The organism is Alloalcanivorax venustensis, from assembly GCF_047495515.1.
Classification (GTDB): Bacteria; Pseudomonadota; Gammaproteobacteria; order Pseudomonadales; family Alcanivoracaceae; genus Alloalcanivorax; species Alloalcanivorax venustensis.
Genome location: NZ_CP179934.1, coordinates 1,303,616 through 1,318,648, shown reverse-complemented (window position 1 = coordinate 1,318,648; position 15,033 = coordinate 1,303,616). Strand labels below are relative to the sequence as shown.

The 15,033-nt window shown below is 64.6% G+C and carries 12 protein-coding genes; 6 read left to right on the top strand and 6 right to left on the bottom strand.

The window, feature by feature from the left end; all coding sequences use genetic code 11:
* Nucleotides 1–29 precede the first annotated feature (29 nt).
* The 5 genes from urtE to urtA all read right to left on the bottom strand — a co-directional run bounded on the left by urtE (nucleotide 30) and on the right by urtA (nucleotide 4,894).
* On the bottom strand, nucleotides 30–719 hold the full coding sequence (urtE, locus tag ACMG4O_RS06275) for an urea ABC transporter ATP-binding subunit UrtE (RefSeq protein ID WP_142949591.1): 690 nt from the start codon (nucleotides 717–719) through the stop codon (nucleotides 30–32).
* Between the two features lie 2 nt (nucleotides 720–721).
* Nucleotides 722–1,471, bottom strand: coding sequence for an urea ABC transporter ATP-binding protein UrtD (urtD, locus tag ACMG4O_RS06270; RefSeq protein WP_142949592.1), 750 nt, complete (start codon nucleotides 1,469–1,471; stop codon nucleotides 722–724).
* Entirely contained in the window at nucleotides 1,471–2,640 is a 1,170-nt protein-coding gene (urtC, locus tag ACMG4O_RS06265; RefSeq protein WP_142949593.1) for an urea ABC transporter permease subunit UrtC, read from the bottom strand. Before urtC ends, urtD begins: the two co-directional genes overlap by 1 nt.
* A gap of 9 nt (nucleotides 2,641–2,649) precedes the next feature.
* Complete coding sequence (urtB, locus tag ACMG4O_RS06260; RefSeq protein WP_142949594.1) at nucleotides 2,650–3,576, bottom strand: urea ABC transporter permease subunit UrtB; 927 nt, start codon at nucleotides 3,574–3,576, stop codon at nucleotides 2,650–2,652.
* Between the two features lie 61 nt (nucleotides 3,577–3,637).
* Entirely contained in the window at nucleotides 3,638–4,894 is a 1,257-nt protein-coding gene (gene urtA, locus ACMG4O_RS06255) for an urea ABC transporter substrate-binding protein (RefSeq protein WP_142949595.1), read from the bottom strand.
* 253 nt (nucleotides 4,895–5,147) lie between these two features.
* On the opposite strand from urtA, the gene ACMG4O_RS06250 reads away from it, so the two are divergent.
* Both ACMG4O_RS06250 and ACMG4O_RS06245 read left to right on the top strand, forming a co-directional pair.
* Nucleotides 5,148–8,504 carry an ATP-binding protein gene (locus ACMG4O_RS06250; RefSeq protein WP_142949596.1) on the top strand — a complete coding sequence of 1,119 codons (3,357 nt, stop codon included), beginning with the start codon at nucleotides 5,148–5,150 and terminating at the stop codon, nucleotides 8,502–8,504.
* Complete coding sequence (locus ACMG4O_RS06245; protein WP_414434659.1) at nucleotides 8,501–9,409, top strand: response regulator; 909 nt, start codon at nucleotides 8,501–8,503, stop codon at nucleotides 9,407–9,409. Before ACMG4O_RS06250 ends, ACMG4O_RS06245 begins: the two co-directional genes overlap by 4 nt.
* A 4-nt stretch (nucleotides 9,410–9,413) precedes the next feature.
* On the opposite strand, the gene ACMG4O_RS06240 is transcribed toward ACMG4O_RS06245, so the two are convergent.
* Nucleotides 9,414–9,944 carry a hypothetical protein gene (locus ACMG4O_RS06240; RefSeq protein ID WP_067607063.1) on the bottom strand — a complete coding sequence of 177 codons (531 nt, stop codon included), beginning with the start codon at nucleotides 9,942–9,944 and terminating at the stop codon, nucleotides 9,414–9,416.
* Between the two features lie 116 nt (nucleotides 9,945–10,060).
* Here ACMG4O_RS06240 and ACMG4O_RS06235 point away from each other — a divergent pair, with 116 nt between their 5' ends.
* The 4 genes from ACMG4O_RS06235 (at nucleotide 10,061) to ACMG4O_RS06220 (ending at nucleotide 15,029) form a co-directional block, all read left to right on the top strand.
* A complete protein-coding gene (locus ACMG4O_RS06235; protein ID WP_414434658.1) occupies nucleotides 10,061–11,323 on the top strand; it encodes a 6-phosphofructokinase in 1,263 nt (420 codons plus the stop codon).
* A 131-nt stretch (nucleotides 11,324–11,454) separates the two neighbouring features.
* A complete protein-coding gene (locus ACMG4O_RS06230) occupies nucleotides 11,455–13,626 on the top strand; it encodes a TonB-dependent receptor (RefSeq protein ID WP_414434657.1) in 2,172 nt (723 codons plus the stop codon).
* A 51-nt stretch (nucleotides 13,627–13,677) separates the two neighbouring features.
* Entirely contained in the window at nucleotides 13,678–14,835 is a 1,158-nt protein-coding gene (locus ACMG4O_RS06225; RefSeq protein WP_414434656.1) for a PepSY-associated TM helix domain-containing protein, read from the top strand.
* Nucleotides 14,835–15,029: a hypothetical protein gene (locus tag ACMG4O_RS06220; RefSeq protein WP_370202917.1), complete on the top strand. Its 195-nt coding sequence runs from the start codon at nucleotides 14,835–14,837 to the stop codon at nucleotides 15,027–15,029. Before ACMG4O_RS06225 ends, ACMG4O_RS06220 begins: the two co-directional genes overlap by 1 nt.
* Nucleotides 15,030–15,033: the final 4 nt, after the last annotated feature.

Here is a 15,033-nt window from a genome sequence, read left to right as displayed (position 1 = left end):
ACGTTGCTCCTCGCTTTCGTTGAGCGGATTCAGACCGCCAGATAGCTGGCGATCTTGTTCTGGTCGGCGTCCTCTTTGTCTTCCTGGTGAACGATGTCGCCTTTCTCGATCACCAGAATCCGGTCGGCGATCTCCATCACGAAGCTGAGCACCTGCTCGGACACCACGATGGACAGGCCGCGTTCGTCGCGGATACGTTTCAGGGTGCGCGCCATCTCCTGGATGATGGAGGGCTGGATGCCTTCGGTGGGCTCGTCCAGCAGCAGCACCTTGGGGCGCGTGGCCAGTGCCCGTGCGATCGCCAGTTGCTGCTGCTGACCGCCGGACAGGTTGCCGCCGCGCCGGTGCTGCATTTCTTCCAGCACCGGAAACAGCTCATAGAGGTCGCGCGGCACTTTCTTCTCGCCCACCGCCGCCAGGCCGGTCTCGATGTTCTCGCGCACCGTGAGGGCGGGGAAAATCATTCGCCCCTGGGGCACGAAACCGAGCCCGGCGCGCACCCGCTGAAAGCTTTTCATGGCGCTGAGGTCGGTGTGGTTCAGGGACACGCTGCCGGCACGGCTGGGGGTCATGCCGATCAGGGATTTCATCAGCGTGGTCTTGCCCATGCCGTTGCGCCCCACCACCGCGACGATCTCGTTGTCGTTCACGTCCAGATTCAGGTCGCGGATGATGGTGCTCTGGCCGTAGGCCACGGAGTGATTCGATACTTTCAGCATGATCAGTGCCCCAGGTAGACTTCGATGACTTTCGGGTCCTGCTTGACGTGTTCGATGGACCCTTCGGAGAGCACCTTGCCCTGGTGCATGACGGTGACCCGGTCGGCGATGTCGCCGACGAACTGCATGTCGTGCTCGATCACCAGCACCGTATGATCGCGGGTAATCACACGCAGCAGCTCGGCGGTCTTCTTGCGTTCCGCCACCGACATGCCCGCCACCGGCTCATCGAGCATCAGCAGATCCGGCTTCTGAATCAGCAACATGCCGATTTCCAGCCACTGCTTCTGGCCGTGGCTGAGCAGCCCGGCGGGCTCGTTGAGCTGGTCGCTCAGGAAGATGGTTTCAGCGATGCTTTCCACCGCTTCGACCACCGCCGCGTCCCGTTTGAACGCCAGCGCCCCCATCACCGTGTGGCCCTGCGGGTAGGAGACCTCCAGGTTCTCGAACACGGTCAGGTCCTCGAACACCGAAGGGTTCTGGAACTTGCGGCCCACCCCGGCGTGCACGATCTGGTGCTCCTTCATCTTGGTGAGCTCCTTGCCGCCGAAGCGTATCGAGCCCGCGGTGGCGCGGGTTTTACCGCAGATCAGGTCGAGCACCGTGGTTTTGCCGGCGCCGTTGGGGCCGATGATCACGCGGATCTCCTTGGGGTCGAGATAGAAGGACAGGTCGTCCACCGCCTTGAAGCCGTCGAACGACACCGTCAGACCTTCCACGGCGAGCAGGAAGTTTTCCTTTTGCGCATTCATCAGGGTTTCTCCGCGCTGAGTTGATCGGACACCACCGGCGGCGCCTGCGGTGCGGGCTTGTCCTTGTCCAGGTACTTGCCGATCACCGGCAGGCGTTTTTCCAGCGGCATGATGTAGCGCTCATAGAGGCCGGCCAGACCGTTGGGGAAAGCCAGCACCACACCGATAAACAGCGCCCCCATGGCGTAGGGCCAGAGTTCCGGGAAGGATTCGGAGAAGCCGCTCTTGGCCGCGTTCACCAGCAAGGCGCCGTAGACACCGCCAAGCAGGGAGTAACGGCCGCCCAGCGCGCAGAACACCACCATCTCGATGGACGGCACGATGCCCACGAACGACGGCGACATGAAGCCCACCTGCAGGGTGAACAGCGCCCCGCCGATGCCCGCCAGGCCCGCCGCCAGGCAGAACACGAACACCTTGAACGAGGCCACGTCGTAACCGGAGAAGCGCACCCGGTTTTCCTGGTCGCGCATCGCCACCAGAATCCGCCCCAGCTTGGCGTTCTGCACATGGCGCGCGACCAGCAGGCTGAGGAACAGCAGCCCGACGCAGACGAAGTAGAGCGTGGTCTTGGCCATGTCGGTGCGGATATTCCAGCCCATCAGGGTTTGCAGGTCGGTGATGCCGTTGACGCCGCCGGTGAGCCCCTGCTGGCCGATGATAAGAATGGTCAGAATGGCGGCGATGGCCTGGGTGATAATGGCGAAGTAAACGCCGCCCACGCGCCGCTTGAACATGGCCACGCCGATGATGAAGGCGAGTAAGACCGGCACCGCGATCACCGCGATCAGGGTGAACGAGAAGCTGTGGAACGGCTGCCAGAACCCCGGAAGCTCGGTGATCTGGTTCCAGTCCATGAAATCCGGAATGCCCGGCGTGGACTGGTTCTTGGTGGCCTCCGGCGTGGACGCCTCCAGTTTCAGAAACATGGCCATGCAGTAGCCACCCAGGCCGAAGAACACGCCCTGGCCGAGGCTGAGAATGCCGGCCTTGCCCCAGCACATCACCAGGCCGATGGCGGCGAAGGCGTAGGTGAGATACTTGCCCACCATGTTGAGTCGGAAGGGATCGAGCAGCAGCGGCAGCACCACCACCAGCAGCAAGGCCAGCAGCAGGTAGTAGATCCCTTCCCGGGACGTCAGCCATTGAAGGGGAGAGTTGGTTTTCATCACGGACTCCTAGCGACGGACCTTCAAGGCCATCAGGCCTTCCGGACGCAACATGAGAATGCCCACCACCACCAGCAGGGTGAGTACCTTGGCCATGGAACCGCTCAGGAAGAACTCCATGGTGGATTGGGCCTGGGAGATACCGAAGGCGGAAATAATGGTGCCGACCAGGCTTTGCGCGCCGCCGAACACCACCACCAGGAAGGTATCGACGATGTAGGCCTGGCCGGACGACGGCCCGGTGGAGCCGATCATGGTGAAGGCACTGCCGGCGACGCCAGCGATACCGCAACCCAGCGCGAAGGTGGCCCGGTCGACGCCGGCGGTGTTGATGCCCACCGCTTCCGCCATGGGCCGGTTCTGCACCACCGCGCGCACTTTCTTGCCCCAGCCGGAGCGGTACATAAGCAGATACACCGCCAATGCAATGGACAGAGCGATCACCATCACGAACAGGCCGTTGATCGGCAGTTGTACAAAGTCCGTGACGTTAAACGCGCCCATCATCCAGTCGGGCAGGTCCACGCCCACTTCCCGGGCGCCGAAGATCGACCGGTAGGCCTGCTGAAGAATCAGGCTCAGCCCCCAGGTGGCCAGCAGCGTATCCAGAGGCCGCCGGTACAGATGCCGGACCATGGCCCATTCGACAAAGGCGCCGAGTGCACCGGAGACCAGGAATGCCAGCACCATGGCGAAGAAGAACGAAGCGGCGAACAGCTCCGGCATCAGGTTCTGGAAAAACTGCGAAGTCAGGTAGGTGGTATAGGCCCCCAGGATCATGAACTCCCCGTGGGCCATGTTGATCACGCCCATCTGGCCGAAAATAATCGCCAGGCCCATTGCCATGAGAACGAACACGGAAAACAGGGACAAACCGGCGAACCCCTGCATGGCAAAGATGGACATCAATTCCGTTGAGGAATAATCAGCAAACATGGCAATGCTCCCCTGCGGTTAAAAAATCCCGACGCCCACCGGGGGCGCCGGGTACGGACGGTTACTTGTAACCTTCAGGGAAGGGATCCGGCTCCATCAGGTCCTTGGTTTCATGGACCACCTTGTACTGGCCGTTGGTCTGCGCCACGCCGATGCGGGTCTTCGACCACAGGTGATGGTTTTCATGGATGCGCACATAGCCTTCCGGCGCTTTCTTGAACTCAATGCCCGGGGAGGCTTCACGAATCTTGTCCACGTCGAAGGAGCCGGCTTTTTCCACCGCTGCCTTCCACAGCCACGGGCCCAGATAGGCGGCCTGGGTCACGTCGCCGATCACCATGTCGTCGCCCCAGCGTTCCTTGAACGCGGCCACGAATTCCTTGTTGTTGGGGTTGTCCAGGCTCTGGAAGTACTTCATGGAGGCGTACACGCCTTCCACGTTCTCGCCGCCGATACCGCGGATTTCATCCTCGGTGACGGAGATGGTCAGCAGCAGCGGATCCTCTTCGGTGAGATCGACACCGGCGGCTTTCATCTGCTTGTAGAAGGCCACGTTGGAGCCGCCCACCACGGAGGCGAAGATCACATCCGGTTTACGCAACTTGATCTTGTTGATCACAGAGTTGAACTGGGTGTGGCCGAGCGGGTAGTACTCCTCGCCCACCACCTTCAGACCTTTCTTCTCGATGTGAATACGCGCGATCTTGTTGGAAGTACGCGGCCAGATATAGTCGGAACCGAGCAGGTAGAAGGTCTTGGCGCCCTTCTCCTTCACCGCCCAGTCGATGCCGGCGAGAATCTGCTGGGTGGCTTCCTGGCCGGTGTAGATCACGTTGGGTGACTGCTCGAGACCTTCATAGAAGGTCGGGTAATAGAGCATGCCGTTGAACTGCTCGATCACCGGCAGCACCGCCTTGCGTGAGGCGGAGGTCCAGCAGCCGAAGATCGCCGCCACGTCGTCCTGGCGCAGCAGCTTGCGCGCTTTCTCGGCGAAGGTGGGCCAGTCGCTGGCGCCGTCTTCCTGAACGTATTCGATCTGCCGGCCGAGCACGCCGCCCTGGGCGTTGATCTGCTCGATGGCCAGCTTCTCCGCCTGCACCGAACCGATCTCACTGATCGCCATGGTGCCGGTGATGGAATGCAGGATGCCCACCTTGACGGTGTCTTCGGTGACCGCCAGGCCGGAGGTGTTGACCTCGGACGTGGGCGGCGCGGCGAACGACGGCGTGCTTAACGCCAGTACCGCCGGCAACGCCAGCAGCCCGGCCAGCAGACGGCGGCGCGGACGCGACGGCAAGGAATGCTTCGGTGTCTTCATGGTTAACCCCTCGTTAGCGAAATGCATGGATCCCCGGGAGCCCGATGGCTCCGTCGACCCTCGCTAACGAGTATGGGAAGGCGGCCGGCTCGCTCCCATTCGGCGAATACGCCATGCCCCTACGTCATTTGACGCATTCCGCGCCGCCGGCGCCGGCCCTAGGCTGCGCCCTTGGGGTATCCACGCTTCGGGGGTACGGCACGAATCGTGCTTTCTTCTTGGCCCGGCTTTCGGGTATTGCGGACGATCAGGCATGGCCATCGAACAACGCATCTTCCGGGTGCGGCGCAACTACAATAAGTGGGTCGCCAACCAGACCCTGGAAGACTTCGCCCTGCGCTTCACCGGCAAGGCGGCGCGCCGCTGGTCAGCAGGACGGGTGGCGAACACCGCGCTCGGGGCCATTTCCTTTCTGGCGCTGGAAGCTATCGGCGGCGCTATTACGCTGAACTACGGTTTCACCAACGCGGTGGCGGCGATCGCCGTGGTCAGCGCGGTGATTTTCCTGCTCGGCCTGCCGGTGAGTTACTACGCGGCCCGCTACGGCGTCGACATTGATCTGCTCACCCGCGGCGCCGGCTTCGGTTATCTGGGCTCCACCCTCACCTCGCTGATCTACGCCTCCTTCACCTTTATTTTTTTCGCCCTGGAAGCGGCGATCATGGCCATGGCCCTGGAGGTGCTGTTCGGCCTGCCGCTGACGCTGGGCTATGTGGTCAGCTCTCTGGTGGCGATACCGCTGGTGACCCACGGCATCACCTACATCAGCCGCTTCCAGCTGTGGACCCAGCCGGTCTGGGTGGTGCTGCAGCTGGCGCCGTTCGTGTTCATCCTGTTTCAGGACCCGGAGTCACTGAGCCGCTGGCAGGGCTTCGACGGCGCCATGGGCGGCGACGGCGCCTTCAATCTGGTGCTGTTCGGCGCCGCCGCCACGGTGATGTTTTCCCTGGTGGCGCAGATCGGCGAGCAGGTGGATTTCCTGCGCTTCATGCCGGAGCCGGGGCCGGAGCGCAAACAGCGCCGGCGCTGGTGGCTGGCGATGCTGGCCGGCGGCCCGGGCTGGATTATCGTCGGCGGGCTCAAGGCGCTGGCCGGTTCCTTCCTGGCGGTGCTGGCGTTCTCCCACGGGCTGCCACACAGCCAGGCCCAGGAACCCATGCACATGTATCTGGTGGCGTTCAGCCATATCACCGCGCACCCGGCCACGCTCATGGCGTTGGCGGGTATTTTCGTGGTGCTGTCGCAACTGAAGATCAACGTGACCAACGCCTACGCCGGCTCCATCGCCTGGTCCAACTTCTTTTCCCGCCTCACCCACAGCCACCCGGGCCGGGTGGTGTGGCTGGTGTTCAACGTGATGATCGCCCTGGTGTTGATGGAGATCGGCATCTACCGGGCGTTCGAATCCATCCTCGGCAGCTACGCCATGGTGGCGGTGGCGTGGATCGGCGCCCTGGTCGCCGACCTGGTGATCAACAAGCCGCTGGGGCTGAGCCCCAAGGGCATCGAATTCAAACGGGCCTATCTCTACGACATCAACCCGGTGGGCTTCGGCGCCATGGTGATGGCGACCCTGGTGGGGCTGGTGGCGCGCAGCGGGTTCTGGGGCGGCGACGCCGAGGCGCTGGCCTCCTTCCTGGCGCTGCTCACCGCGTTCGTGGCGTCGCCGCTGATCGCGCTGCTCACCGACGGCCGCTACTACATCGCCCGCACCCCGGAGCCGGCCACCGCCACCCGCGGCCGCCCCTGCTGCATCTGCGAGCATCGCTTCGACGATGAGGACATGGCGTTCTGCCCGGCCTACAACGGCCCGATCTGTTCTTTGTGCTGCTCCCTGGACGCGCGCTGCAACGACGCCTGCAAGCACCACGCCCGCTTTCAGGAACAGCTGATGGACTGGCTCGGCGGCATTCTGCCCCGCCCCATCCTGGTTCAGTTGCGCTCGCGCCTGGGGCATTTCGTCGGGCTGCTGACCCTGGTCACGCTGGTGATGGCCGGGCTGCTGACGCTGGTCTACACCCAGGTGGCGATCACCGATCCGCAGGTGCGCGACCTGATGGCCACCACCCTGGCCAAGGTGTTCGCGATCCTGATCATTATCAGCGGCGTGGTGGCCTGGCTGTTCGTGCTGGCCCACGAAAGCCGCGTGGTCGCCCAGGAAGAATCCCACCGCCAGACCCGCATGCTGATGGCGGAAATCAAAGCCCACGAAAAGACCGACCGCAAACTGCAGAAAGCCAAGGAACTGGCGGAGGCCGCCAACCAGGCCAAGAGCCGCTACCTCACCGGGCTCAGCCATGAGCTGCGCTCGCCGCTCAACGCCGCCTTCGGCTACGCCCAGCTGCTTGAGAACGACCCTTCGATACCGGAAAACCGGCGCGGCGCGGTGGCGGCCATCCGCCGCAGCACCGGCCATCTTTCCGATCTGATCGAAGGGCTGCTGGAAATCTCCAAGATCGAAGCCGGCCGCCTGGAGCTGTACCGCAACCGGGTCAGGGTGCGTTCACTGATCGACGAGCTGGTCACCATGTTCCAGTTGCAGGCGGAAGAAAAAGGCATCGGCTTTGAGTTCCACAGCCAGGGGCGCATCCCCGAATGGGTGACCACCGATGAGAAGCGCCTGCGCCAGGTGCTGATCAACCTGTTGTCCAACGCCATCAAATTCACCAGCCAGGGCCGGGTGGTGCTGCATATCCGCTACCGCAACCAGGTCGCCGAGTTCACCATCCGCGACACCGGCGTGGGCATCGCCGAGGAAGACCAGCAGCGCATCTTCCGGCCCTTCGAGCGGGTCCGCAAACCGGGCATGCCGGCGGTGCACGGCACCGGCCTGGGGCTCACCATCACCAAGCTGTTGGTGGATATCATGGGCGGCGATCTGCAGGTCAGCAGCACGCCGGGCCAGGGCAGTGAATTCCGACTCTGGGTGATGCTGTCCAGCGTTGCCCACGCGGACGCGGACCGGGACAGCCAGCGCCCGGTGGTGGGCTACCAGGGGCCGCCCAAATCACTGTTGGTGGTGGACGACGACCCCTCCCACCGGGGCCTGGTCAGCGACCTGCTGACGCCGCTGGGGTTCCAGGTCACCGAAGCGCCGGACGGCCAGACCGGCCTGGACATGGCCCGGCAAAGCAACCCGGACCTGATCCTGCTGGACATCGCCATGCCCGGCCTGGACGGCTGGCAAACCGCCGCCGCGCTGCGCGCCAACGGCTACCGGGGCAGCCTGGTGATGCTGTCCGCCAACGCCCGCGAGAGCCAGACCGACGCCCCCGCCGGCCTGCACGATGACTACCTGATCAAACCGTTCAAACTGGGCGGCCTGCTGGACACCCTGGCGCGCCACCTGGACCTGACCTGGCGCCATCATCTGGACGGCGACCTGCGCGAGACGCGGCGCATTCCGGTGTCCCAGATCCGCCTGGACGAAGGCCTGCGCGATGAACTGCTGGCCCTGGCGGAGATCGGCCACCTGGCCGGCCTCCGCGACGCCCTGCAGCGCGCCGAGCAGGACCGGCGGCTGCCGCCTTCCCTGGTCGGCACCCTGCAAGCGCCCCTGGAACGCTTCGATTTCCAGGCCCTGATCAAATTGCTGGAGCAGACCCCATGACCCCTTCGGTCCGTAAGGACGTGATTCTGGTGGTGGACGACTCTCCGGATTCCCTGGGCATGATCCACCACGCCCTGGACCAGGCCGGGCTCACCGCCCTGGTCGCCCTGGAAGGCGAACAAGCCCTCGGCATCGCGGAAAAAATGGTACCTGACCTGGTCCTGATGGACGCCGTGATGCCCAACATGGACGGCTTCGAAACCTGCCGCCGCCTGAAACGGCACCCGGAACTGGCGGCGGTGCCGGTGATCTTCATGACCGGCCTCACCGACGCGGAGGATGTGGTGCGCGGCCTGGAAGCCGGCGGCGTGGACTACGTCACCAAGCCGGTGCGCCCGGACGAGCTGATCGCCCGCATCCGCGTGCACCTGCACAACGCGCGCATAACCCAGGGCGCCCACACCGCCCTGGACCGGCTCGGCCAGGCGTCGTTCTCCACCGACCGCCAGGGCCACTGGCGCTGGGCCACGCCCCGGGCGGAACACCTGCTCGCGGAGGCCGGCGGCCAGCGTGACGAGCGTCTCGCCCAACTGGCGGCACACATCCGCCGCTGGCTGGCGCGCCGCCCGGAACCCGGCGACCAGTCCGCCCTGGACAGCGACCACGGCGAGCTGCGCCTGCGCTACCTGGGCGACACCGGCTCCGGGGAGCCGCTGTTCCGGCTGCTGCAGCGCGACGGCGAGGAGGAAAGCGAACTGCTGCGCCAGCAGCTACGGCTCACCCGGCGGGAATCCCAGGTGCTGCTGTGGATCGCCCAGGGCAAGACCAACCGGGAGATCGGCCAGATCCTGTCGCTGAGCCCGCGCACCGTGAACAAGCACCTGGAGCAGGTGTTCCGCAAACTGGGGGTGGAAAACCGCACCGCCGCGGCGGCCATGGCGCTGCGCTGCCTGACCCGCACCTGAGCCGTTACGCCGCCTGGCTGGCCTGCAGCACTTCCGGCATCAGGGCGCCCACCAGCATAAAGGTGAGAATCAACAGCCCGAACGCCATCGCCAGACCCAGCAACGGGCCGATGGCGAAGGCGCGGTGGAAAATAAACGCCTGCACCGCCAGCTGCCAGCTCACCAGCAGCAGATAGACGCCCTCCAGTATCGACGGCGTGCCGCCGGCGGCGTGGCCGATCAGCAGCATCGGCAGGGCCAGCAGCGACAGCGCGATGTCCACGCCGATCAGGGCGATGGCGGTCTGCGTCCAGCGGCCCAGCAGGTTTTTGAACGCCAGGACCAGGGCGCTGGACCCCAGCAACAGCCCCATGGCCAGCAGCTGCACGCCCACCATCTGCGCCACCGACAGCCCGTCCTGGAGCGCGGCACTGAGCAACTGGATCACCATCCACAGCGCCAGCAGAATGCCCACCAGGGGCGGCGCGTAGGGCATGTCTTCCGGCCCGCGGCGGAATACGCACAGGCGGGCGAATACGTTCAATAAAGCGTTCATGGTTCCTCCCGGCGCGTATTGTTCCAGAGCGCCGCGCTCGACACCATGCCCTGGCAGCCTGTTAGTGACGCCCCAGGCAGGCTAAAATGCGCGCCAATTCAAGCAGGAGGTCCGCAATGGCGCGCAAAAACGCTTTCTACGCTCAGTCCGGTGGTGTCACCGCCGTGATCAACGCATCCGCCGCCGGGGTGATCGAAACCGCCCGGGAGAACAAGCAGACCATCGGCAAGGTCTACGCCGGCCGCAACGGCATCATCGGCGCCCTCACCGAAGACCTGATCGACACCGGCAAAGAAAGCAAAAGCGCCATCGAAGCGCTCAAGCACACCCCCGGCGGCGCCTTCGGCTCCTGCCGCTACAAGCTCAAGGACCTGGAAAGTTCACGCCGCGAGTACGAGCGGCTGATCGAAGTGTTCAAGGCCCACAACATCGGCTACTTCTTCTACAACGGCGGCGGCGACTCCGCCGACACCTGCCTGAAGATTTCCCAGCTGTCGGAAAAAATGGGCTACCCGATCCAGGCCATCCACGTGCCCAAAACCGTGGACAACGACCTGCCGATCACCGACGTCAGCCCGGGCTTCGGCTCGGTGGCCAAATACACCGCCGTGAGCTGCCGCGAAGCGTCTCTGGACGTGGCCAGCATGTGCGCCACCTCCACCAAGGTGTTCGTGATGGAAGTGATGGGCCGCCACGCCGGCTGGATCGCCGCCAGCGCCGGCCTCGCCAAAGACAACCCGGACGACGCCCCGCACATCATCCTGTTCCCGGAAATCGCCTTTGACCGGAAGGCGTTCCTGAAGAAAGTCGACGACACCGTCAAGAAAGTGGGCTACTGCGTGATCGTGGTCTCCGAAGGCGCGCGCACCGCCGACGGCACCTTCCTGGCCGACGCCGGCACCACCGACGCCTTCGGCCACAAGCAGCTCGGCGGCGTGGCCCCGGTGCTGGCGCAGATGGTGAAGAGCGAGCTGGGCTATAAATACCACTGGGCGGTGAGCGACTACCTGCAGCGCGCGGCCCGTCATATCGCTTCCAAGACCGACGTGGACCAGGCCTACGCCGTGGGCCGCGCCGCCGTGGAATTCGCCGTCGCCGGCAAGAACGCGGTGATGCCCACGATTGTCCGCAAGGACACAAAAAAGTACGCCTGGACCATCGGCGAGGCGCCGCTCAGCAAAGTGGCCAACGTGGAAAAGAAGATGCCGCGCAAGTTCATCAGCAAGGACGGCTTCGGCATCACCCCCTCCGGCCGCGCCTACCTGGAGCCGCTGATCGGCGGCGAATCCTACCCGCCCTACAAGAACGGCCTGCCCCAGTTCGCGCAGCTCAAGCTGGTGGCCGTGCCGAAGAAGCTCAACGACGCCTTCGAGGTGTAAGCGCCTTTGCGGGAGCGGGCGTGGCCCGCTCCCGCGCCCTCTCTCCCCTCCCCGATAGAGAATGCAAGCAATTCTCATTTTGGGTAGAATTCCGCCCCGGAACTACCCATAACTCGAATTCGGGGCTCACCATGCGACATCCTGCTTTCCGGCTTTCCGCGCTTTCCCTCGCCATTCTCGCCAGCGGCGCCTTTCCCAGCGCCTACGCGCAAACCAGCGACGACGAAGGCAGCGGCGGCAACACCCTGGCCCCGGTGGAGGTGCAATCCAGCGCCGATGCCTCCGAGGGCGGCCTGAGCCCGGCCTACGCCGGCGGCCAGGTGGCGGAAGGCGGCAGCATCGGCATCCTGGGCGCTCAGGATGTGATGGACACGCCCTACAACGTCACCAACTACACCGAACAGCTGATCGAGGATCAGCAAGCCGCCAGCGTCGGCGAGGTACTGCTCAACGATCCGGCGGTTCGGGTGGCGCGCGGTTTCGGCAACTACCAGCAGGTGTACCTGGTGCGCGGCCTGCCGATTTACTCCGACGACATTACCTATAACGGCCTGTACGGTCTGCTGCCGCGCCAGTATCTGGCATCGAATTTCATTGAGCGGGTGCAGGTGTTCCGTGGCGCCAACACCTTCCTGAAGGGCGCGGCGCCGGGCGGCAGCGGCCTGGGCGGCGCCGTCAACATCGTGCCCAAGCGGGCGCCGAACCGGGCACTCAACCAGGTGACCCTGGGCACCCAGAGCGGCGGCCAGGCCTATGCCGCCGCCGATATGGCCAACCGCTCCGACGACGGCCGCTTCGGCATTCGTCTGAACGTGGCCCGCCGCGACGGCGACACCGCCGTGGACGGCGAGGAAGCGGAGCTGTCCATGGCCCACCTCGGCATGGACTTCCGTGAAGAGAACTTCCGGGTGTCCGCCGATCTGGGCTTCCAGAAGCACCGCATCGACGGCGGCCAGCCTAACATTACCTTTCTTCCCGGCGTGCCGATCACCGATGCACCCGACGCGGATGAATCCATCGGCCAGCCCTGGACCTATTCGGACTCCAACGACGTCTTCGGCACACTCCGCGCCGAGTATGACTTCGCGGACAACATAACCGGCTGGGCCGCCGTGGGCGCGCGCCGGGGTGAGGAAAATTCAAGTTTCGCAAATCCCGATGTTGCCAATGCTGAAGGCGACTACACCGCGGGCCGCTTTGATACCGCACGGGAAGACACTGTGATCACCGGCGAGACCGGTGTTCGCTTCGCCTTCGACACCGGCAACATTGGCCATAAGGTCAGCGTTTCCGGCTCCACCTATGAGCTCGAATCCGACAATGCCTATGGGCTTTCGTTCGGCGGGGTGGCTGGCAATATCTATGACCCGGTAACAGTGCCCCGCCCGGCAAATACATTCTTCGGCGGCGATCTTGATAACCCCGAACTGACGGCGCGAACCCGCTTCCAAAGCCTGGCGGTGGCCGACCAACTTTCCATGTTTGATGAGCGTCTGCTGGTCACTCTCGGCGCGCGTTACCAGAAGCTGAAAACCGACGATTACGACTACGACACTGGCGTGCGCAACGCAGACACCAGCTACGACGAAGACGAGATCACGCCGACCGTAGGGGTTCTGTACAAGCTCACGCCCTCACTGTCCGCCTACGCGAACTACATTGAAGGCCTGCAAAAAGGCGACAGCGCCGGCCTTGGCAATGGTGCCGTGAACCCCAACGAGAGGCTGGATCCCTACACCACCGAACAAGCCGAGGTCGGCATGAAGTATGATGGCGGCGGCTTGGGCGGCAGTGTGTCGGTGTATCGCAGCGAAAAACCGATCGCCGGCCTCAACGCCGCCAACGTTTATGAAGTAATCGACGACCAGGAAAACACCGGCGTGGAGCTGATGGCCTACGGCAACGCCACCCGGAACCTGACGGTGCTGGGCGGTGTCAGCTTCCTGGACGCGGACGTGGACGGCAACGACGCCATCGGCTCGCCGGACACCCAAGCCAACCTGAACCTGGAATACCGGGTACCGCAGCTGCCGGACCTGGCCGTGGACGGCCGCGTGATCTACACCAGCTCGCAGTACGCGGACGAAGCCAACGAGCAGAAGGTGGACAGCTGGACCCGTCTGGACCTGGGCGCGCGCTACCTGATCGCCCTCGGCGACAGCAAGTTCCTGACCCTGCGCGGCCGGGTGGAGAACGTCACCGGCGAAGACTACTGGGCCTCCGCCGGCGGCTTCCCGGGCGCCGGCTACCTGACCATCGGTGCACCGCGCACCGTGCTGGTGTCCGCCACCCTGGACTTTTAAACGACAACTCAGGCGCCCCGGTATCAAACCGGGGCGCTCAGGCAGTCAAACATGCAACAGAGCACCATCCGCGCCTGGTCGGCGGTACACAAATGGACCAGCCTGATCTGCACGGCCTTCATACTGATGCTGTGCCTGACCGGCCTGCCGCTGATCTTCCACGACGAGATCGACGCGGCATTGGACGACAGCACCTGGCAACCGGCGAATCCGGACGGCCCGCTGCTGTCGCTGGACCACATGCTGGACGCGGCGCTGGAAAACCGGCCCGATCACGTGCCGCTGTTCATGAGCTTCGACACCGACCGGCCGGTGGTGAACGTCACCAGCGGGCCGACGCCGGACGCCTCCGACGGCGAGATGCATTTCGCCTCCTTCGACCGCACCAGCGGCGAGCTGGTCCCCGGCCACCACGAAGGCGGCGTGATGGACTTCATCCTGAAGCTGCACACGGACATGTTCCTGGGCCTGCCCGGCATGCTGTTCCTGGGGGCGATGGGCTTTTTGTTGTTTATCGCCATCGTGTCCGGCGTGGTGCTGTACGCGCCGTTCATGCGCAAGCTGGATTTCGGCACCCTGCGTACCGAACGCTCCAAGCGCATCAAATGGCTCGATTATCACAATCTGCTGGGCGTGGTCACCGTGGCCTGGCTCACCGTGGTGGGGCTCACCGGCGTGATCAACACGCTCTCCACCCCAATCGTGGACACCTGGCGCACCCAGGCCCTGGCCGACCTCACCGAGGGCTACAAAGACGCCGCCGTGCCCACCCCGGATGAAATGGCGTCGCTGGACCGCGCCGTGGCCCAGGCCGAAGAGGCGGCGCCGGACATGACGCTGCAGTTCGTCGCCTTCCCCGGCGGCGGCTGGTCCACCGACCACCACTTCGCGATCTTCCTGCACGGCAACACCTCGCTGACAGAACACATCATCACCCCGGCTCTGGTGGACGCCCGCAGCGGTGAATTCGCCGACATGCGCGAAATGCCCTGGTACAACAAAACCCTGTCGCTGTCCGGCCCGCTGCACTTCGGCGACTACGGCGGCCTGCCGCTGAAAATTCTCTGGGCGGTGCTGGATGTGATCACCATCGTGGTGCTGATCACCGGCCTCTACCTGTGGGTGGCGCGCCGGCGCGCCAGCCCGGCCGGCGCCCGCGCACAAAACGGCGGCGCCGTGCCGGCGCAGCCCGCCGGAGGCAAGCCCTGATGGACACGCAACGGGGCAACGCCCGCAAGACGCCCTGGCAGATTTTCGCCACACCGACACTGATCGCGCTGTTGAGCCTGGTCGGCCTGCTGGCCGCCCTGCTCGGCAACGGCGTGTTCGACTGGGTGTCCTGGGTGGGCCTGGCGGCCCCGGTGGTGATCGTCGGCTGGGCCATGAAGGCGCGCCGCCGCTAAGCCA

Coding starts and splice junctions, on each gene's coding strand:
- urtE (WP_142949591.1), bottom strand. CDS start 719: ATGCTGAAAGTATCGAATCACTCCGTGGCCTACGGCCAGAGCACCATC.
- urtD (WP_142949592.1), bottom strand. CDS start 1,471: ATGAATGCGCAAAAGGAAAACTTCCTGCTCGCCGTGGAAGGTCTGACG.
- urtC (WP_142949593.1), bottom strand. CDS start 2,640: ATGAAAACCAACTCTCCCCTTCAATGGCTGACGTCCCGGGAAGGGATC.
- urtB (WP_142949594.1), bottom strand. CDS start 3,576: ATGTTTGCTGATTATTCCTCAACGGAATTGATGTCCATCTTTGCCATG.
- urtA (WP_142949595.1), bottom strand. CDS start 4,894: ATGAAGACACCGAAGCATTCCTTGCCGTCGCGTCCGCGCCGCCGTCTG.
- ACMG4O_RS06250 (WP_142949596.1), top strand. CDS start 5,148: ATGGCCATCGAACAACGCATCTTCCGGGTGCGGCGCAACTACAATAAG.
- ACMG4O_RS06245 (WP_414434659.1), top strand. CDS start 8,501: ATGACCCCTTCGGTCCGTAAGGACGTGATTCTGGTGGTGGACGACTCT.
- ACMG4O_RS06240 (WP_067607063.1), bottom strand. CDS start 9,944: ATGAACGCTTTATTGAACGTATTCGCCCGCCTGTGCGTATTCCGCCGC.
- ACMG4O_RS06235 (WP_414434658.1), top strand. CDS start 10,061: ATGGCGCGCAAAAACGCTTTCTACGCTCAGTCCGGTGGTGTCACCGCC.
- ACMG4O_RS06230 (WP_414434657.1), top strand. CDS start 11,455: ATGCGACATCCTGCTTTCCGGCTTTCCGCGCTTTCCCTCGCCATTCTC.
- ACMG4O_RS06225 (WP_414434656.1), top strand. CDS start 13,678: ATGCAACAGAGCACCATCCGCGCCTGGTCGGCGGTACACAAATGGACC.
- ACMG4O_RS06220 (WP_370202917.1), top strand. CDS start 14,835: ATGGACACGCAACGGGGCAACGCCCGCAAGACGCCCTGGCAGATTTTC.